Annotated in this window: 16 protein-coding genes and 2 pseudogenes; 6 read left to right on the top strand and 12 right to left on the bottom strand. The window is 67.6% G+C overall.

What is annotated here, in order from left to right:
• Window positions 1–76: 76 nt before the first annotated feature.
• Complete coding sequence (locus tag QFZ33_RS02210; RefSeq protein ID WP_307024465.1) at window positions 77–1,012, bottom strand: NERD domain-containing protein; 936 nt, start codon at window positions 1,010–1,012, stop codon at window positions 77–79.
• Window positions 1,013–1,415: 403 nt separating this feature from the next.
• Here QFZ33_RS02210 and pgm point away from each other — a divergent pair.
• Window positions 1,416–3,066: pseudogene (pgm, locus tag QFZ33_RS02205) on the top strand (phosphoglucomutase (alpha-D-glucose-1,6-bisphosphate-dependent)).
• Window positions 3,067–3,354: 288 nt separating this feature from the next.
• Here the strand turns inward: pgm and QFZ33_RS02200 are convergent.
• Complete coding sequence (locus tag QFZ33_RS02200; RefSeq protein WP_307024463.1) at window positions 3,355–3,960, bottom strand: malonic semialdehyde reductase; 606 nt, start codon at window positions 3,958–3,960, stop codon at window positions 3,355–3,357.
• 280 nt (window positions 3,961–4,240) lie between these two features.
• Here QFZ33_RS02200 and QFZ33_RS02195 point away from each other — a divergent pair, with 280 nt between their 5' ends.
• On the top strand, window positions 4,241–5,593 hold the full coding sequence (locus QFZ33_RS02195; RefSeq protein WP_307024461.1) for a uracil-xanthine permease family protein: 1,353 nt from the start codon (window positions 4,241–4,243) through the stop codon (window positions 5,591–5,593).
• Window positions 5,594–5,740: 147 nt separating this feature from the next.
• Here the strand turns inward: QFZ33_RS02195 and QFZ33_RS02190 are convergent, their stop codons facing one another.
• Both QFZ33_RS02190 and QFZ33_RS02185 read right to left on the bottom strand, forming a co-directional pair.
• Window positions 5,741–6,289: a hypothetical protein gene (locus tag QFZ33_RS02190; protein WP_307024459.1), complete on the bottom strand. Its 549-nt coding sequence runs from the start codon at window positions 6,287–6,289 to the stop codon at window positions 5,741–5,743.
• Between the two features lie 50 nt (window positions 6,290–6,339).
• Window positions 6,340–7,239 carry an SDR family oxidoreductase gene (locus tag QFZ33_RS02185; protein ID WP_307024457.1) on the bottom strand — a complete coding sequence of 300 codons (900 nt, stop codon included), beginning with the start codon at window positions 7,237–7,239 and terminating at the stop codon, window positions 6,340–6,342.
• A gap of 177 nt (window positions 7,240–7,416) precedes the next feature.
• Between QFZ33_RS02185 and QFZ33_RS02180 the strand changes: the two genes are divergently transcribed.
• On the top strand, window positions 7,417–7,914 hold the full coding sequence (locus QFZ33_RS02180) for a DUF6328 family protein (protein WP_307024455.1): 498 nt from the start codon (window positions 7,417–7,419) through the stop codon (window positions 7,912–7,914).
• Here the strand turns inward: QFZ33_RS02180 and QFZ33_RS02175 are convergent.
• The 3 genes from QFZ33_RS02175 to QFZ33_RS02165 are packed head-to-tail and all read right to left on the bottom strand — an operon-like array spanning window position 7,911 to window position 11,162.
• Window positions 7,911–9,035, bottom strand: a complete 1,125-nt coding sequence (locus tag QFZ33_RS02175; RefSeq protein ID WP_307024453.1) for a glycerate kinase — start codon at window positions 9,033–9,035, stop codon at window positions 7,911–7,913. The genes QFZ33_RS02180 and QFZ33_RS02175 overlap by 4 nt on opposite strands.
• 53 nt (window positions 9,036–9,088) lie before the next feature.
• A complete protein-coding gene (locus QFZ33_RS02170; RefSeq protein ID WP_307024451.1) occupies window positions 9,089–10,918 on the bottom strand; it encodes a thiamine pyrophosphate-requiring protein in 1,830 nt (609 codons plus the stop codon).
• A gap of 16 nt (window positions 10,919–10,934) precedes the next feature.
• A complete protein-coding gene (locus QFZ33_RS02165) occupies window positions 10,935–11,162 on the bottom strand; it encodes a DUF6480 family protein (RefSeq protein ID WP_307024449.1) in 228 nt (75 codons plus the stop codon).
• 172 nt (window positions 11,163–11,334) lie between these two features.
• Between QFZ33_RS02165 and QFZ33_RS02160 the strand changes: the two genes are divergently transcribed.
• The gene (locus QFZ33_RS02160; RefSeq protein WP_307024446.1) at window positions 11,335–11,796 is read left to right on the top strand and encodes a hypothetical protein; all 462 of its coding nucleotides are present in this window, start codon (window positions 11,335–11,337) and stop codon (window positions 11,794–11,796) included.
• Here QFZ33_RS02160 and QFZ33_RS02155 read toward each other — a convergent pair.
• The 5 genes and pseudogenes from QFZ33_RS02155 to xylA form a co-directional block, all read right to left on the bottom strand.
• A complete protein-coding gene (locus QFZ33_RS02155; RefSeq protein WP_307024444.1) occupies window positions 11,793–12,656 on the bottom strand; it encodes a glycerophosphodiester phosphodiesterase in 864 nt (287 codons plus the stop codon). The two genes, QFZ33_RS02160 and QFZ33_RS02155, sit on opposite strands and share 4 nt — an antisense overlap.
• Window positions 12,657–12,676: 20 nt before the next feature.
• Complete coding sequence (locus QFZ33_RS02150) at window positions 12,677–12,931, bottom strand: hypothetical protein (protein ID WP_307024442.1); 255 nt, start codon at window positions 12,929–12,931, stop codon at window positions 12,677–12,679.
• Window positions 12,932–13,038: 107 nt separating this feature from the next.
• Window positions 13,039–13,857: an HAD family hydrolase gene (locus QFZ33_RS02145; RefSeq protein ID WP_307024440.1), complete on the bottom strand. Its 819-nt coding sequence runs from the start codon at window positions 13,855–13,857 to the stop codon at window positions 13,039–13,041.
• 84 nt (window positions 13,858–13,941) lie between these two features.
• Window positions 13,942–14,094: pseudogene (locus QFZ33_RS02140) on the bottom strand (ATP-binding protein); the annotation flags it as partial.
• 58 nt (window positions 14,095–14,152) lie between these two features.
• Window positions 14,153–15,343: a xylose isomerase gene (gene xylA / locus QFZ33_RS02135; RefSeq protein WP_307024437.1), complete on the bottom strand. Its 1,191-nt coding sequence runs from the start codon at window positions 15,341–15,343 to the stop codon at window positions 14,153–14,155.
• A gap of 197 nt (window positions 15,344–15,540) precedes the next feature.
• Between xylA and QFZ33_RS02130 the strand changes: the two genes are divergently transcribed.
• Both QFZ33_RS02130 and QFZ33_RS02125 read left to right on the top strand, forming a co-directional pair.
• Complete coding sequence (locus tag QFZ33_RS02130; RefSeq protein WP_307024435.1) at window positions 15,541–16,827, top strand: FAD-binding protein; 1,287 nt, start codon at window positions 15,541–15,543, stop codon at window positions 16,825–16,827.
• A gap of 10 nt (window positions 16,828–16,837) precedes the next feature.
• Window positions 16,838–18,052, top strand: a complete 1,215-nt coding sequence (locus QFZ33_RS02125) for an ROK family transcriptional regulator (protein ID WP_307024432.1) — start codon at window positions 16,838–16,840, stop codon at window positions 18,050–18,052.
• Window positions 18,053–18,089: the final 37 nt, after the last annotated feature.

The following is an 18,089-nucleotide window of genomic DNA, read 5'->3' as shown; positions in this document are numbered from 1 at the left end:
TCTGTCCTCAACAGAACATTACCGCCGTCCCCGGACATTTATGCCGGGGATTTCTGATCCCGGGCACTGGCTGGCCTTACTTGGGCAGCAGCTCCCACAACAGCCACAGGGGCGGCGCCAGCAGTGCCGCTGACACGAGACCCGCGACGAGCGACCTTCCCACCACCCGCAGCACGGTAACCGGCCGGCGATCCATGCCATACCGGTAGTGCGGTGGGGCCGGACGCTTGTGGGCCGGACGCTTGTGGGCCGGGCGCCCAAGCGCTGCCCTGGACGTGTTCGGGTCATCCGTTCCCTGGGTGCCGGGGCTGCCCGTGGCTGGGCGGAACGCAGGGTTCCGAACGGTGCCGGCCTCCGGCACCTGCGGACGGGTGAGGAGTTGCCCGAGTTGTGCGTAGAGCTTCAGGACAGAAGGTGCATCCAGCACGTCCGGCAGGCCGGTTACGGCGGCCGCCATGCAGTCGATCCCCCGCACCTCGATGCCCGAACCGGTGGCGCCCCGCAGTTCCGGCTGGGCTGTCAGGCAGATCAGCGAGCGGACCAGTCTCCGCCACGGCGCCGGCAGGACCGCGGCCACCGCGGCTGCCTGCGCCAGCGCCGTCTCCACCGCCGGGAACCGGTCATGACCGTTCTGCCGGAGCGCGCCATCCACGACGTCGACGTGCCCGGACCAGGTCTTGGCGCTGACCACCACCACACCGCCGGGCCCCACCAGGACGTGCTCCAGCCGGGCGAGCGGCCGGCCGGGCCAATGAACGTCGTGCAGGAGGAACCAGCCGTAAGGCCCCAGCTGGGCAAGCCTTTCGGCCACCAGGTGGCTGCTTTGCTCCGCACCCACAGCGCCCGCACCAAGAGAGCCGGCACCAACCGGGACCGCTCCAAACTGGCCGGCGGAACCGACTCCCGCGCCCTCAACCGAGCCCCCGCCGCTGGGGGCGAGGTCGCGCTTCAGCCGCGCGATCCGTTCGGAGGCGAGCCTCGTCCGTTCGAATGCTGCATCTCCAGCCCCCATTGTTCACCTCTGCATTGCTCGCTCGTCTTCCAAATGACCGGCCCAATTCAACCTAACCAAATCACCCGGCCGTATATTTTCCCGGCCCCAAAGCCGGAGAAATTGGCGGCCCCAACGGGCGGAATTACCCTCCCGCGGATGGCACGGCTGAAATTCAGCCACAGGCTTCCGGGACGTTTCCGCTGGTCCGGCCGCCCGTCGTCGTACATGACACCGGGTGGTCCTGCCGTTTGAACGTAACAGCCCCCTCAGGGGCGGGTATATAAGTACTTTTCACGCACTACTCAGTTTTTTGTTCCGGATAAATGCAAGTAGCCCGGAAAATTCGTGACATTCTGCGTCACAGGGGCCGGATCCCGGACACTCCGTGTTTCCCTTCGCTGTCGTCTGGCATGCTGGTGCCATGGCTAGCCGAGCGGGCACAGTTGCCCAACCCCAAGACCTTGTTGACCTGACCGCACTGCTGGACGCGTACTACGACGTCAAGCCTGACCTGGGGGATCCCGGCCAGCGCGTGGCATTCGGAACCTCCGGGCATCGCGGCTCAAGCCTGAAGGCGTCCTTCAACGAGGGTCACATCGTGGCGATCACGCAGGCGATCGTGGAGTACCGCGCCGGACAGGGCATCACCGGCCCGCTGTTCCTGGCCAAGGACACCCACGGACTGAGCGAACCGGCGCAGAACTCCGCCCTTGAGGTGCTGGCCGCGAACGGCGTGAACGTCCTCATCGACGCGCGGCACGGCTACACCCCCACCCCGGCGCTGAGCCACGCCATCCTTACGTACAACCGCAACGCCCCCGCCGGAGCACCGCAGGCTGACGGCATTGTTGTCACCCCTAGCCACAACCCCCCGGGCGACGGCGGCTTCAAGTACAACCCTCCGCACGGCGGCCCGGCCGACACCGACGCCACGGGCTGGATCGCCAACCGCGCCAACGAACTGTTGGAGAACGGGCTCCGTGGCGTGAAGCGGATTCCGCTGGCCCAGGCCCTCGAGGCCGAAACCACCGCAAAGTTCGATTTCCTAAGCAGCTATGTGGACGATCTGCCCTCGGTCCTGGACCTGGACGCCATCCGCGACGCCGGCGTCCGGATCGGGGCCGACCCCATGGGCGGCGCGTCCGTGGATTACTGGGGTGAGATCGGCGAACGCCACCAGCTGAACCTCACGGTGGTCAACCCCACGGTGGACCCGCAGTGGGCCTTCATGACCCTGGACTGGGACGAGAAGATCCGGATGGACTGCTCTTCGCCGTCGGCCATGGCCTCGCTCATCAACCGGATGTCCGAAGGCGCCTCGTTCGATGTCGCCACCGGGAATGACGCCGACGCCGACCGGCACGGCATCGTTACCCCTGACGGCGGCCTGATGAACCCCAAACCACTACCTCGCGGTGGCCATCGACTACCTGTACCGCAACCGCAGCGGCTGGAACCCGAATTCCGTTGTGGGTAAGACCCTGGTGTCCTCCTCGATCATCGACCGCGTGGCGGGCGGCCTGGGCCGCAAGCTCGTGGAGGTGCCCGTGGGCTTCAAGTGGTTCGTTCCCGGCCTGCTCTCCGGCGAGGGTGCATTCGGCGGCGAGGAATCCGCCGGCGCCTCGTTCAACAAGCGCGACGGCAGCGTCTGGACCACGGACAAGGACGGCATCCTGCTGGCGCTGCTGGCCTCGGAGATCACCGCTGTCACCGGCAAGTCGCCGTCGCAGCTCTACAAAGGCCTCACGGACCAGTTCGGTGCGCCGGTCTATGCACGGATCGACGCCGCAGCGACGCGGGACCAGAAGGCGGCGCTGGGCAAGCTGTCGTCGTCGGACGTCACTGCGACAGAACTGGCAGGCGAAGCAATCACGGCGAAGCTGACAGAGGCGCCGGGCAACGGCGCGTCCATCGGCGGCCTGAAGGTGGTCACCGAGAACGCGTGGTTCGCGGCCCGCCCCTCCGGCACCGAGGACGTCTACAAGATCTACGCGGAGTCCTTCAGGGGCGCCGACCACCTCAAGCAGGTCCAGGCCGAAGCCAAGGCGCTGGTGGACGGGGTTATTTCCTAGGTTCGCCAAAGAATTTACGGGGTTCGCCAGGAACCAGAAAGCGCCGGATGGCATCAGCCATCCGGCGCTTTCTTGCTGCTGTCCAGGCGCATGTTGAGGCCTGATGGAGCGCCTCAAGAGGTCCAAACAGGACTAATATTGGAATGGGCCCGGATGCATGCCTTGCAGTTCTGAACTGCAAAAATACTGTCCCGAATGCCTCCGGAATGTCCCCCATATTGCCGGAGGCATTCCGTGTCAGGAGGCATTCTGCGGCGCAGTACGCGAGACGCGCAGGTCCCGAAACGACTAGACCGTGCGGACGACGTCCTCGTAGGCGAACTTGGGCTTCGCGTCCCCCCAAGCCTCAGGGCCGGGCTGGCCGATGTTCACCACCAGGAAGCTCTTCTGGTCTCCTGCCGGGAAGAACTCGGCGTCGATGGCGGGGAAGTCCGCGCCGGTCATCGGGCCGGCGGCGAAGCCGAGCGAGCGGACGGCCAGGATGAAGTAACCGGCCTGCAGGTGGGCGTTGTTGTTGCCCGTGGAGGTGGCCAGGTCCGGTGCGGCGTCGTACATGGCCTTGGGGGCGCTGTAGCCGGGGAGGAAGTTGTCCCACTGCTCCTGCCAGGCCGTGTCGTAGCTGAGGATCGCCACCAGGGGTGCGGAGGCAGTCTTGGCCCGGTTCCCCGAGGACAGGGTAGCCACGAGCTTGGCGCGGGCCTCGTCCGAGCGCACGAAGGTGACGCGCAGCGGCTGGGAGTTGAAGGCCGTGGGGCCGAACTTGGTCAGTTCGTAGATGGCGCGGGCCTGCTGCTCGCTGACCTCGCCGGTGAACGCGTTGGCGGTGCGGGCTTCGGCAAAGATGGCATCCACGGCCGCGGAATCGATCACTGCTTCTTCATGGGCGATTGTCATTCGCGCCCCTTTCGCTAGGACGACACCCTGCGGGCGGCGTCGGGCAGTCATGCTTACTTTCGTTGGGTTCAACCGGATCCAGAGGCGTGCTCTTCCCGGAACGGCCAAATAGGCGCCGTGACGTTTCACACACCCCGCGTCCAATCCGGGCTGCCCCGACTGTTGGCCGGAAGCCCTCTCGCGCCCGCGTCCGGCGGGGTATTCTTGCTCCTGAAGATCCAGCCCGGCGAGCGGGCAAACTCCCCCTCCGAAAGGCCCCGCCAATGAGAAGGCCCCGCCAATGAGCATGCTCGGAACCAAATGGAAGCTGCACGGCAACGGCAAGGCCGTACGTCCTGGCGAGGTGGTGGCTCCGGGCGAACGGCTCGCGTGGCCCATTACGATCGGCGTGGGCATGCAGCACGTTGTGGCCATGTTCGGCGCCACCTTCCTGGTGCCGATCATCACCGGAATGCCGCCGGCTACCACGCTCTTCTTCTCCGGCATCGGCACGCTCCTGTTCCTCGTGATTACCCAGGGCCGCGTTCCCAGCTACCTTGGCTCGAGCTTTGCGTTCATCGCACCTATCACGGCGTCCCAGCAGCAGTTCGGTGTGCCCGGGGCATTGGGCGGCGTGGTGCTGGCCGGCGCCGGCCTCGCCGTGATCGGCGCAATCGTGCAGAAGTTCGGCGCCGGCTGGATCAACCGGCTGATGCCGCCGATTGTCACGGGCGCCATCGTGGCCCTGATCGGGCTCAACCTGGCTCCTGCCGCCAAGAACAACTTCGACGCCGCCCCCGTGACGGCACTGATCACGCTGGCGTCCATCATCGTGGTGAGCGTCCTGTTCCGCGGGATCATCGGCCGCCTCAGCATCCTGGTGGGCGTGCTGGTGGGCTACCTGGTGGCCATGCTCCGCGGCGAGGTGAGCTACGACAAGATGGACGCCGCCGCCTGGGTGGGCCTGCCGCAGTTCCAGACGCCCGAGTTCCACATCGGCGTGCTGGGCCTGTTCGTGCCGGTGGTCCTGGTGCTGGTGGCCGAGAACATCGGCCACGTGAAGTCGGTGTCCGCCATGACCGGCCAGAACCTGGACGGGGTTTCCGGCCGCGCCCTGTTGGCCGACGGTGCCGCCACTGTGCTCGCCGGCTTCGGCGGCGGTTCGGGCACAACGACGTATGCGGAAAACATCGGCGTCATGGCGGCCACCAAGGTCTACTCCACTGCCGCCTACTGGGTGGCCGGCATCTTCGCCATCCTGCTGAGCTTCTCGCCGAAGTTCGGCGAACTGATCGCCACTGTACCGCCGGGCGTGCTGGGCGGTGCCGCAACCATGCTGTACGGCATGATCGGCATCCTCGGCGTGAAGATCTGGGTACAGAATAAGGTCAATTTTTCGAATCCGGTCAACCTGACCACGGCCGCAGTTTCCCTCATCATCGGCATCGCGGACTACACCTGGACCGTGGGGGACCTGAAGTTCACGGGCATCGCGCTCGGGTCCGCCGCGGCCCTCGTGATTTACCACGGCATGAAGGCCATCGCGAAGGCCCGCGGCACCGCCGCCGAGCCCGAGACCGAGCAGCAGGGCCTGCCGCCAGCCGCCAAGGCAGCCATCAACGCAGCAGCAAGGAGGCAGCCCAAGAAGCGTTAGCGCTCCCGCCGGCCCCAACCCGGCGCATTTCTGCTCCACTTGGGCGGGCAAAAGGCCCTGGCGCCCCGGAATTCCAGGGCGCCAGGGCCTTGCCATCGCCGAAGTGGTGCAATAATGCGCGCGCACTCCTACTGAAAGACCGCGGGCTTACCCGGCGTCGAAAGTTTCGTCGTCGTCGTTGGGTGACTTTTCCTTCGGCAGGTCGTTGCCGCTGCCGTCCGGAATGCCCGCCGCCTCCTGCCCGGGCTCCGAGGAAAACTGCCCGGCGCCGGATTCGTCAGCGTTGCCTTCGTCGATCTCGGCGTCCGCCGAGGGCACGGCCGTGCCCCCGTCCTCCGCGCCGGCCCCGGGTGAGGCGTCCGGATCGCGCGGCAGCGGTGACTCGCCGGGGACCGGGTCAAAGCCTGCCACGCCGCTTTCACTCTCGGCGTGGAGCTGGTCGTCGGTTCCGCCGAAGCGTCCTGCCCCGGGTTCGCCCGAGCTGTCCTGGTCCTCCTCGGCGAAGTGGCTGAGGTTCGGCGTGCCGGTCTGGAAGGTCTCTCCCTCGGGGCTGTTCTGGTTCAGGCCCGCAGCGTCGAAGTCTTCCTCCTCGCGGGGCTGGGCAAACTGTTGGCCGCCGGCTTCCTGCTCCGCGGTGGGCGTGCCGTAGCCTCCCGCTTCCTCTTCAGGGGCTCCGTGCTGGTTGTCCTGGCTCATCTGTTCCTCCTGCTTGGTGGGGAATTGCTTGGCTGGGAAGTACTGGACACTCAAAGGCCCTTGCCGCCGGTGACGGGGACCACCGCCCCGGACATGTACGAACCGGCGGCGGACGCCAGCAGAACGTAGGCGGGGGCGAGCTCGGCGGGCTGTCCGGCGCGCTGCAGCGGGGTGTCCTGGCCGAACTTGGGCAGCTTGTCCGGCCATTCCGTGGCGGGGATAAGGGGTGTCCAGATCGGTCCGGGCGCCACGGCATTAACGCGGATCCCCTTGGGCCCCAGTTCCTGGGCGAGGGCTTTGGTGAAGGCCACCTGGGCCGCCTTGGTCATGGCGTAGTCGATGAGCCCCGGAGACGGGTTGAAGGCCTGAATGGAGGCGGTCGTGATGATCGAGGCACCCGCCTTCAGGTGCGGCACCGCTGCCCGGGCAGTCCACAGCAGCGAGTACAGGTTGGTCTTGAAGACGCGGTCGAACTCCTCGGTGGGCAGCGACTCAAGGCTGTCGCGGTTCTTCTGGTAGGCGGCGTTGAGCACCACTACATCAAGCCGGCCGAATTCGCTGACAGTGTCTTCCACGATCGCGGTGCTGAAGTCCTCGTTCCTGCCCTCCCCTGCGAGGAGCAGTGCCCGCCGGCCGGCCTTGCGGATCCATTCGGCGGTGTCCTGTGCGTCGTCCTCTTCCTCGGGGAGATAGGAAATGGCGACGTCGGCCCCCTCGCGTGCGAAGGCGATGGCCACCGCCTTGCCGATGCCGGAGTCGCCGCCCGTGATGAGCGCCGCCTTGCCCTCCAGCGCCCCGCTTCCCTCGTAGCTCAGCTCGCCATGGTCCGGCTGCGGATCCATGGGTGCGGTCAGGCCCGGCTGCTTCTGCTCCTGCTTGGGAAAGGGCCCTGCGTGGTACGTTCCCCGGGGATCACCGGGCTGGTCAGACTGCTTGGCTGGGTCGCTCATTATCCACCTGCTCACATTGTCGGGGTGCCAGTTGTTCGAACCTAACGCAGGTTTGAGCGGCAAGTCCACCACCTGACGCAAAACTAGTCAGTAAACTTAGCATTTGTTGAATTGGGGCAGACTTGAGCCTAGGTTTGGAGCAAGCGCGCCCGCTGCGGGCCAGACAGAGGAGGGTTCATGACCGATCCGGACGCCCCGGCTGGCAGCGGCCGGAACGAGACCCGCGAGGAGCAGCTGGACCGGAACTGGATGGAACTGATCCAGGAGCTGCGAGTCCTGCAGACGGGCGTCCAGATCCTTGCCGGATTCCTGCTGACACTGCCTTTCCAGCAGCGCTTTGAGACCCTCGATGATTTCCAGGTCACGCTCTACCTCGTGAACGTGGGCCTCGCCGCACTGACCACAGCGTTCATCCTCCTGCCGGTCAGCGTCCACCGCCGGCTGTTCCGGAAGCGGCTCAAGGCAACCCTTGTGGCCAGCGCCGACAACATCACCAAGATCGCGCTCGGCGGAGTGGCTGCCCTCAGCGTGGGAACCGCCGCGCTGGTGTTCGACGTTACGGCAGGCCGCACCGTCGGCCTTATCGCCGGCGGCGTGCTTCTCGCTGTGCTGGCCATTCTCCTGGCCTACGTCCCCGTGCACCTGCATCGGAGGGCCAAGAAAGAGGGCGGCTAGGCCCCTTCCAGCACCTGGCGGGTGGCCCACGCGAGGTATTTGCCGGCGTCGGCCATGGCGTCCTGCGGGCTGGGCGCAACGTCCAGCAGTTGCGCCGCAGCCACCACACCGTGCTCGGCCAGTTCCTCCGGCGTGACCAGAATGCGCCCCGCCACCGCCACCACGGGAATGCCGCGATCCCGGGCGGCCTCCGCGAGTGCGATCGGCGCCTTGCCGGTAAGCGACTGGGAGTCCATGGAACCCTCGCCCGTGATCACCAGGTCGGCGTCGGCCAGCCGTTCGGCCAGCCCCGTGAGCGCGGCCACCAAGGCGAAGCCGCCTTCCAGTGTGGCCTGGGTGAAGGCAAGGAACGACGCCGGAAAGCCGCCGGCCGCGCCGGCGCCCGGGACGTTGACGTCCCGGCCCGTCGCCTCCCGGAGGAGGGACGCCCAGTTGCGCAGGCCGGCGTCGAGCTTCTCAATGGCGTCGTCGTCGGCGCCCTTCTGGCGGCCGAAGACGTGCGCGGCACCGGTGGTGCCGTAAAGCGGGCTCTGGACATCGACGGCGATCCGGAACTTGACGGCGGACAGCCGCGGATCCAGCCCGGCGACATCCAGGGAAACGGCGTCGGCCAGTGAGCCGCCGCCCAGCGGTACCACGTTCCCTGCCGCGTCGAGCGGCTTGAGGCCCAGCGCGCGCAGGGCGCCACTGCCGCCGTCGGTCATGGCCGAGCCACCGACGCCCAGCACGATTTCGGTGGCGCCGGCGTCGAGGGCGGCGGCGATGAGCTGCCCGCAGCCGTAGCTGTGTGCCCGCAGGGAGTTCTCCGGGGTCGGCTCCATGTGGGCCAGGCCGGACGCCTGCGCGGTCTCAATGACCGCAGTGGTGGTGCCGGACCCGTCCTTCCGGAGGGCCCAGGCGGCTCCGATCGGGGCCAGGATGGGACCAACGACGGCGTTGACCCGCTCCTCGTAGCCAGCGGCTACGGCTGCTTCCAAAGTTCCCTCGCCGCCGTCGGCCACCGGAAACTGGGTGGTCACGGCGTCCGGGTAGACGCGGAGTGCGCCCTCGGCGATGGCGGCGGCGGCTTCGACGGCGGTGAGTGATCCCTTGAACTTGTCCGGGGCGATGAGGATACGCATCCCCCTATCCTGCCACCCCCGCCGTGGAATGCGCTTACCCGTCCGTCATACGGTCAGCCGCGGGACTCCTGACCCTCGTAGGTGTCCAGCAACGCCGCCGCACCCTCACCGGATTCGCCCTCGGCGGCGAGCGCGGAGCGCATGCCGTCCAGCTTTTCCGCCCCCGCGGGGAATGGCGGCAGCAGCGGCACGTCCGGGGCCGTCAGGACCTCGATCACCACCGGGCGTTCCGCGGCAAGGGCCCGGTCCCAGGCGCCGGCGAGCTGCTCCGGCGATTCAACGCGGATGCCGGTAAGCCCCAGCAGCTCCGCGTATCCGGCATAGGGGAAGTCAGGGATTTCCTGGCTGTCCGGGAACCGCGGCTCGGATTCGGTCTCGCGCTGCTCCCAGGTGACCTCGGCCAGATCCCTGTTATTGAACACGCAAACCACGAAGCGCGGGTCCGGCCACTGCCGCCAGCGGTGGGCCACGGTTACCAGCTCGGCGATGCCTGCCATCTGCATGGCGCCGTCGCCGGCCAGAGCCACGACGGGCCGGTCCGGCCGGGCCAGCTTGGCCGCGATCCCGTACGGAACCGAGCAGCCCATGCTGGCCAGCGTCCCCGAAAGGTGCGCCGGAACTCCGGCCGGCAGGGTCAGCTGGCGCGCATACCAGTAGACGCAGCTCCCGACGTCGACACTCACCTGGGCGTTGTGCGGCAGCCTGCCGCTGAGCTCGCGGACCACGAGCTCCGGGTTGACGGGGCTGGCCGGAACTCGGGAGCGCTCCTCGGCGAGGGCGCGCCAACTGCGGACCTGATCCTCCACGTCCGCCCGCCACTGCTTGCGGGCCTCTTTTTGCCCGCCGGCGCCGTTCAGCAGCTCCGCCAGCCTGGCAAGGGTTTCGGCCGCATCGCCCACAAGACCAACTTCGACGGGGTACCGGTTGCCGACCTTCCGCCCGTCGATGTCCACCTGGACGGCCCGGGCAGCCCCGGGTTTCGGATAGAACTCGGTCCACGGGTCGTTGGAGCCGATAATCAGGAGGGTGTCGCAGTTCCCCATCAGATGGGCGCTGGCGGTGGAACCGAGGTGCCCCATGGTGCCCGCCGCAAACGGCAGCGTCTCATCCATGTACGGCTTGCCCAGGAGGCTGGTGGTGATGCCGGCGTCCAGTTGCTGCGCCAGGGCGACCACCTCGGCCTGGGCGTTCTTGGCGCCCTGCCCCACTAGGAACGCCACCTTACTGCCGGCTCCCAGCACCTCGGCGGCCCTGGCCAGGTCGTCATCGCGGGGCAGCACCCGTGCAGGCTGCCATTCGGGCGCGGTGACGATGATTCCGTGCTCCTGGTCGAGCTCGGGGGCCGGAGCCTTCTGGATGTCGTGCGGGACAATCACAACGCACGGGGTGCGGGTTTCGAGGGCTGTGCGGAAGGCGCGGTCCAGCACCATGGGAAGCTGCTCCGGTGTGCTGACCATTTGCGCGAACTGCGCGGCCACGTCCTTGAAGAGTGTGAGCAGGTCGATTTCCTGCATGTAGGCCGACCCCAGCACGCTGCGGCTCTGCTGGCCGATGATGGCCACCACGGGGACGCCATCCAGCTTGGCGTCATAGAGCCCGTTGAGGAGGTGCACCGCGCCCGGCCCCTGGGTGGACGTCACCACACCCACCCGGCCGGTGTACTTTGCGTGCCCGACGGCCATGAACGCCGCCGTTTCCTCGTGCCGCGCCTGGACGAATTCGACGCCGGCTCCCGGGTCGCCACTGTCGTCGCCGCCGGCGCCGCTACGGCGCAGCGCGCCCATGAAGCCGTTGATGCCGTCCCCGCTGTAGCCGAAGACCCTGTTGACGCCCCAGGCTTTGAGGCGCTCCACCATTACGTCGGCAACCAGCCGGTCAGCCATCGCACACTCCTTCTGATTATTCGTCGTGGCCTTGGTCGCCGCTCATCTGGTCTTCGGCGGGCGGCGTCTCGCCGGGCGGCACTCCCCCGCCGGGCTCGAGGCCCGTAATGCTGCCGTTCAAGGGGTCGGGGTTGGGCGTGGCGGCCGAGTCCCCGCGGGCGTCGTCGTCTGTTCCGGCTTCGCCTGTCCTGGCGGCGTCGCGGTCCGGGTTGGCCGGGTCATTTTCGGGATGGTAGCTGCTCATGGTTCTGCGGTCCTCCTTGGAACAGGTGCGCCGGCGTGGCGACGGACTTCGGTATCGGACTCATGCCGCCGGATCCGGCAACACTGGACTAATTGTAAGCATGCTGATAATTCTGGAACAGTCAGATGCCGCACAGTCCGGCCCGGCCGGAACGTTTCGAAGGAGCAAACTGATGGGAATCGGCGACAGCATTGGCAAAGCAGCGGAAAACGCGATGGAGGACCTGGCGCAGATGTCCGACCCGACCGACGACGCCCACGCGCCCGAGCCCGGAGCGTCCGACGAGGACATCCAGGTGCACTCCTCCATCAGCGAGGGCTCCAACGCCAGGGATGGCGACGACGGCCCGCGGTCAGGTGTGCATACCACCTACACGCCGCAGGGCCCGGGAACCGAGGCCAGCGGGGGCCAGGGCACGGCAGGCGCGTCCGGCACGGGCGAGGCCGGCGCAGCGGACGAGTCAGCCGGGACGGCGACGTCCGGCGGCATCGGCGCGGCGGGCACCACGGACGCCCCCGAAGCAGCGCGCGGCGTCCCCGGCCCGGCGGGACTTCCCGATCCGGACCCGGAGGAACTGCGGGCAGATCCTTCCGAGGGGGACCAGGACCCGGGCACCGGCCTGGGACGCGGCTAGCCCCACTGCCCGCGCGCCTGCAGGACTTCCTTCAGCAGGTCGGCGCGGTCGGAGACGATCCCGTCCACGCCGAGGTCTAGCAGCCGGTGCATCTCGGCGGGGTCGTTGATGGTCCAGACGTGGACGTACAGCCCGAGCTCATGCGCCCGGCGGACAAATCCCGGAGTGACGACGGGAACGGCCCGGTAGCGGACCGGCACCTGCAGGGCATCGACGTCGCGGAGCGCCCAGCGCAGCACCGCTCGCACCGGGGACGCCAGCGCGCGAACGGACAGCAGTGGCCCCAGCACCAGGAAGAGGGCGTTCGCCCGGGTCCCCGCCGACGATGCGGTCCTGCGGCTGAGCTGCTGCAGGACCGCGCGGCGCCGGCGGTCGGAGAAACTGGCGATCAGCACCCGGTCGTGGACCTGGTGGCGCTCGATCGCGGCCACCACGCTGGGCACGGAGTGCCAGTCCTTGACATCCAGATTCAAGCGCGCGTCCGGAAACGCCGCCACAAGTTCATCGAACGTGGGCACGGGCTCCGTCCCGCCGATCCGCGCCCGCCGCACTTCTGCCGCGGTGAGTTCATGGATGTTGCCGTGGCCGTCCGTGACCCGGTCCAGGGTGCTGTCGTGGAAGAGGAGCAGCTCGCCGTCGGACGTGGTGTGGACATCCGTCTCCAGGTGGGAATAGCCAAGCTCGACGGCGGCGCGGAACGCCGCCAGCGAGTTTTCCAGCCCCGCCAGCGAAAATCCGCGGTGGGCCATGGCCACCGGCCTGGCCGAGCCCGGCCCACCCAACCCGGGCCCGGCAGCAGGCCCGGGGTGAGGGCCTGGTCCAGGGCCGGGAGCGGAGAAGTAAGGCAGGGTTCCCGTCATCCCCGAAGCTTAGACCAGCCTCAGGCGGGCAGGATTTCCACACCGTCGCTGCAGTGCAGCAGCGTGCGGCCGCGGCCGCCGTCGAGATCCACCCACACCACGGTGCGGTCCGGCGTGACGGCCGAAACGCGGCCACCGGTTTCAAACCCCGGCGCAAGCCGCACGCTGACCCGGTCCCCCTCGCGAAGCGCCGACCAGTGAGCGGACGGCTCTACGGGGCTGCCGGTATCGAATCCCGGTGCCTCGGCAGCATTTTTGGTCTTTTTCCTGGCCACGATGTCCCCTATCGGTCACTCACCCAACAGGGCACACCCTATGGGGCGGACATGAACGCAAGTTGACCGCCAGCGGGGAGTTCGGTGGCAGGCGGGCGACGGCCGGCTTACGGCAGCTGGAGTCCCAGCGCGGCGAGCCTTTCCTCGAGAATCTGGGCCACGCCGTCGTCGTCAAAATGCGGCGCCTGCTGGCCGGCCGCTCGGATCGCTTCCGGGTGCCCGCTGGCCATGGCGTAGCCGTGGCCGGCCCAGCGGAGCATCTCAATGTCGTTGGGCATGTCGCCGAACGCCACAACGTCCGCGGCGTCGATGCCCAGGGAGGCGGCGTAGTCGGCCAGGGTGACGGCCTTGTTGATTCCCGGCACGGCAAGCTCCAGCATGGCGACGGTGGGCGCCGAGTGCGTCACCGAGGCGAGGTTCCCGACGGCGGGGCTCACCTCCGCGAGGAAATCGTCGGCCGTGCCTTCACGGACGATTGCCAGGAACTTGACGACGGCGTCTTCCGCGGTGAGCGTCGAGGCCAGCGGAGCTGGGGTGAATTCCGAGAGCAGCTCGCTTGAGCCATTTTCGATGAAGCCGGGCTCGAGGTGGAAGCCAGTGAGGGTCTCGGCGGCGAAGAGGGCGGTGGGGCGCACTTCCTTGATGATCCGCCGGATTTCGAAGATGTCGTCGATGGCCATCGTCTGCGCCGAGACAACTTTGTCCGCCTCGAGGTCCCACACCACGGCGCCGTTCGAACAGATCACCGTGCCTGTATGGCCCAACTGCTCCTCGAGCGGATGCAGCCAGCGCGGCGGGCGGCCGGTGACAAAGACGAGTTCGACGCCGGCCCTCCGGCAGGCGTGGAAGGCGCGGACGGTGCGGTCACTGATTCTTCCGTCGTGCCCAAGGATCGTTCCGTCTATGTCACTCGCTACCAACCGCATGCTGCCAGTTTACGTGGGCGGGCCGGATGCTCCCCGCGGCAGCTGGCGCGGGCTCACGATACGGGGCATCAAGAGAAGGGGGCCTCAGGAAACGGGGAGGCTCACCGTCACCGTGGTTCCCTTTCCCGGCGCACTGCGGAGGCTGATGGAACCGCCCTGGCCCTCGACGATGGTCTTGCTGATCGGCAGCCCGAGGCCGGCACCCGGGATGGCCGTATCACGCGAGCGGGCGGACCGGAGCTTTGGGTCGAGGAATCGACCCCGGCAACGAGTGACATAGCAGCAGCCCTCAGTATCAGCGCGCGCCGAGCAGGTGCTCGATGAAGAGCTGCTGGAGCTTCACGAAACCGAAGCCCTTGCCGCCGAAGTAGGCGTCGGCGTCGAACTCCTCGTACGCGGACCTGTCCGCGAGCAGCTGCTCGTAGCCTTCGCCCGGGTTCAGCGTGGGGACGTTGATCTCGGAAACCCGCGATGCTTCCAGGGCAGCCTGCACCTCGGGATCTGCACGGAAGGCCTTGGCACGCTCCTTGAGCAGCAGGTAGGTCTGCATGTTGGCCGCCGCGGAATCCCAGACACCCTTGATGTCCTCGGTCCGGCTGGGCTTGTAGTCGAAGTGGCGCGGGCCGTCGTAGGCCGGCCCGCCCTGCGGACCGCCGTTCTCCAGCAGGTCAACCAGGGAGAAGGCGTTCTGCAGGTCACCGTGGCCGAACACCAGGTCCTGGTCGAACTTGATGCTGCGCTGGCCGTTGAGGTCGATGTGGAAGAGCTTGCCCTGGTACAGCGCCTGGGCGATGCCGTGGGTGAAGTTCAGCCCGGCCATCTGCTCGTGGCCGGTCTCCGGGTTGATGCCGACAAGCTCCGGCCGCTCAAGGGTCTCGATGAACGCCATGGCGTGGCCCAGCGTGGGCAGCAGGATGTCCCCGCGCGGTTCGTTGGGCTTGGGCTCGATCGCGAAACGGATGTTGTAGCCCTTGTCCGTCACGTAGTCGCCCAGCAGGTTCACCGCCTCGCGGTAGCGCTCGAGGGCACCGCGGATGTCCTTGGCGGCGTCGTACTCGCTGCCTTCGCGGCCGCCCCACATCACAAACGTCTCGGCACCCAGCTCCGCGGCGAGGTCGATGTTCTCCAGGACCTTGCGCAGGGCAAAGCGGCGCACACCGCGGTCGTTGCTGGTGAAGCCGCCGTCCTTGAAGACCGGGTGGCTGAACAGGTTGGTGGTCACCATCGGCACCACCATACCGGTGGCCTTCAGCGCACCGGTCAGCCGATCGATCTCCCGCTGCCGTTCAGCCGCAGAGCAGCCGAACGGGAACAGGTCGTTGTCGTGGAAAGTGATGCCGTACGCACCCAGGTCACTGAGCCGGTTGACGGCCTCCACCGTGTCCAGCGGCGGGCGGGTCGCCGAACCGAACTGGTCCTGCGCCTCCCAGCCAACCGTCCAGAGACCGAAGGAAAACTTGTCATCACGCGTGGGCTGAATCGCCATTGAAATGCTCCCGTTTGGTTTGGAAGGACCTGCCCGCGGGAAGATCCGGAATATGTTTCACAAACAAACATATTCGGTTAGGCCGTCATGTCAACCCTTTTCTGCCTCCTTCATGTTCGGCAATGTAGCGCCAACAGCCTACCTTCCATTACGCGCAGGGTGTTATGTTCTCTGAAACACCAAACGAAGGGCAGGCAATGGTTAGCGAAGCAGGAACTGAGCTGCACACCGTGGGGCACAACTGGGCCGGCAACCTCAGGTACGCCGCCGCCGAGGTGCAGGAACCGGCGACGGTGGCGGAACTTCAGGGCCTGGTGGCCGGCGCCCAGAAACTTCGTGCGCTCGGTTCGCGGCATTCCTTCAACCGCATCGCCGACACCACCGGCACTCTGGTCTCGCTCGAGCACCTCGAGCCGGCCATCCAGGTAGACCCAGCCAAGATGACGGTGACCGTGAGCGGCGGCACCCGTTACGGGACCCTGGCAGCCGAGCTACAGCGCCAGGGCTATGCGCTGCACAATTTGGCTTCCCTTCCCCACATCTCCGTGGCCGGGGCCGTCGCCACCGCAACCCACGGCTCCGGCGACCGCAACGGCAACCTGGCCACCGCCGTCGCCGGTCTTGAGCTGGTGACCGCCGACGGCGGGATCCTCACCTCTCGCCGCGGGGAACCCGACTTTGACGGCATGGTGGTGGGACTCGGCGCCCTGGGCATCGTCAGCAGCCTGACGCTGGACATCGAACCGACGTTCCGGCTCTCACAGACGGTGTTCGAGGACCTTGAGTGGGACCAGGTGCTGGAGAATTTCGACGACGTCACCTCCTCCGCGTACAGCGTCAGCCTGTTCACCGACTGGAGCGGCGGCCGGATCGGCCAGGCCTGGCTGAAGTCCCGGACGGAGGATGAATCAGCACCGCCGCTGCGGAACGGCTTCTTCGGCGGCACCCCCGCCAAAGAACCGAGGCATCCCATCGCCGGAGTGCCCGGAACCACCTGCACGCAGCAGTTGGGCGTCCCCGGCCCGTGGTCGGACAGGCTGGCCCACTTCCGAATGGAATTCACTCCGAGCAAGGGCGACGAGCTGCAGAGCGAGTACCTGGTCCCCCGCGAGCACGCCGTGGACGCCATCCAAGCCATGCGCAAGCTGTCCCACCTGGTGACTCCGCTGCTGCTGGTCTCGGAAATCCGCACCATGGCCGCGGACAGCCTCTGGCTGAGCCCCAACTACGGAACCGACAGCATTGGCCTGCACCTCACCTGGCGGCAGGACCAGCCCGCCGTCGAGGCAGTACTTCCGGTGATCGAGGCGGAGCTGGCGCCGTTGGGCGCCCGTCCGCACTGGGGCAAGCTGTTCGACGGCGGAGCCTCCCGGCTTGCGCCGCTCTACCCCCGCTTCGCAGACTTCAAGGCCCTCGCGGACCGCCTCGATCCGGAGGGAAAGTTCCGCAACGACTTCCTCGACACCAAGGTTTTCGGCAGCTGATACTGTTCCGATGATGCCTGCCCCTCGCCAACGGGCCGCCCCGACCGCCCCGCCCAGCGAGCTGGACCCCTCCCGGCGGAACAACCTGGCCCTGATCACGTCCCTGGTCCACCACCACCGTGTCCTCAGCCGTGCGCAGCTGACGAAAAGGACCGGGCTCAACAGGTCAACGGTCGGAACCCTGATCGGCCAATTAGTTGCGCTCGGTCTGGTCTACGAGACCGCGCCAACGGGCGGGGCCCAGGTGGGCCGGCCGAGCCCCGAGGTGCGCCCGAGCCCTTCCATCGCGGCGCTCGCGGTCTACCCGGAGATCGACGCGGTCACCATCGGGCTGGTCAACCTCGGCGGCATTGTCCAGAAGAAGATCCGGTTCGCCACCGAACGGATTCCCAGTGCACGGGAAGCGGTCAATATCGCCGCCGCCGTGATCGAGGGAATGCGCACAGAGCTGGAGCACTCCTACCGGATCACCGGCATCGGTGTGGCGGTGCCCGGCCTGGTAAACCCCGACGACGGAACGGTCCGCCATGCGCCGCACCTCGGCTGGCGGGATGAGCCAGTGGCCCGGATGCTGGGCGAGGCCACAGGCTACGCCTGCCAGGCCGCCAACGACGCCTCACTCGCCGCCGAGGCGGAGCTGATCTTCGGGGCCGGCGCCGGGCGGGACAACCTCATCTACCTCAACGGCGGGGCCAGCGGCGTCGGCGGCGGGATCATTTCCAACGGCATGCTGCTCCGCGGAGCGTCCGGCTATGCCGGGGAACTTGGCCACACCTTCGTCCGTACGTCCGGCGAACAGTGCCATTGCGGCGCCACCGGCTGCCTGGAGACCGAGGTGTCCCAGGGACGGCTCTTCGAACTGCTGGGCCTCAGCGGCGGAGACACGGCCCAGCTGGAACAGGCCCTCCGCGCGTCAAGCAGCCCTGCCGTGGCAGAGGAAGTATCCCGGCAGCTCGGCTTCCTGGCCATCGCGTTGCGGAATGCCGTCAATACCTTTAACCCGGAGGTGATCATCCTCGACGGTTTCCTGGGGGTGCTCTACGCCATCTCGCCGGCCACCCTCGATGACCTGCTGCTGTCCCAGGCCATGGACGGCCCGGCCGCCCAGGTCAAGGTGCACCCCGCGGCGCTGGGGTCCAACCTCATGATGATCGGCGCGGCCGAACTGGGATTCGCCCGGTTCCTCGCGGACCCCACCGGCTTTGGGGCGGCCCTCACGGCATAGGCCGGTTTACGGGCAAGCCGGTTTACGGGCAAGCCGG

This window comes from Arthrobacter globiformis (genome assembly GCF_030815865.1).
Classification (GTDB): Bacteria; Actinomycetota; Actinomycetes; order Actinomycetales; family Micrococcaceae; genus Arthrobacter; species Arthrobacter globiformis_B.
This window is presented reverse-complemented; position numbering and strand designations above follow the sequence as displayed.

Coding starts and splice junctions, on each gene's coding strand:
- QFZ33_RS02175 (WP_307024453.1), bottom strand. CDS start 9,035: ATGCGTATCCTCATCGCCCCGGACAAGTTCAAGGGATCACTCACCGCC.
- QFZ33_RS02190 (WP_307024459.1), bottom strand. CDS start 6,289: ATGAGCCAGGACAACCAGCACGGAGCCCCTGAAGAGGAAGCGGGAGGC.
- QFZ33_RS02125 (WP_307024432.1), top strand. CDS start 16,838: ATGATGCCTGCCCCTCGCCAACGGGCCGCCCCGACCGCCCCGCCCAGC.
- QFZ33_RS02185 (WP_307024457.1), bottom strand. CDS start 7,239: ATGAGCGACCCAGCCAAGCAGTCTGACCAGCCCGGTGATCCCCGGGGA.
- QFZ33_RS02180 (WP_307024455.1), top strand. CDS start 7,417: ATGACCGATCCGGACGCCCCGGCTGGCAGCGGCCGGAACGAGACCCGC.
- QFZ33_RS02195 (WP_307024461.1), top strand. CDS start 4,241: ATGAGCATGCTCGGAACCAAATGGAAGCTGCACGGCAACGGCAAGGCC.
- QFZ33_RS02145 (WP_307024440.1), bottom strand. CDS start 13,857: ATGCGGTTGGTAGCGAGTGACATAGACGGAACGATCCTTGGGCACGAC.
- QFZ33_RS02200 (WP_307024463.1), bottom strand. CDS start 3,960: ATGACAATCGCCCATGAAGAAGCAGTGATCGATTCCGCGGCCGTGGAT.
- QFZ33_RS02170 (WP_307024451.1), bottom strand. CDS start 10,918: ATGGCTGACCGGCTGGTTGCCGACGTAATGGTGGAGCGCCTCAAAGCC.
- QFZ33_RS02160 (WP_307024446.1), top strand. CDS start 11,335: ATGGGAATCGGCGACAGCATTGGCAAAGCAGCGGAAAACGCGATGGAG.
- xylA (WP_307024437.1), bottom strand. CDS start 15,343: ATGGCGATTCAGCCCACGCGTGATGACAAGTTTTCCTTCGGTCTCTGG.
- QFZ33_RS02130 (WP_307024435.1), top strand. CDS start 15,541: ATGGTTAGCGAAGCAGGAACTGAGCTGCACACCGTGGGGCACAACTGG.
- QFZ33_RS02155 (WP_307024444.1), bottom strand. CDS start 12,656: ATGACGGGAACCCTGCCTTACTTCTCCGCTCCCGGCCCTGGACCAGGC.
- QFZ33_RS02165 (WP_307024449.1), bottom strand. CDS start 11,162: ATGAGCAGCTACCATCCCGAAAATGACCCGGCCAACCCGGACCGCGAC.
- QFZ33_RS02210 (WP_307024465.1), bottom strand. CDS start 1,012: ATGGGGGCTGGAGATGCAGCATTCGAACGGACGAGGCTCGCCTCCGAA.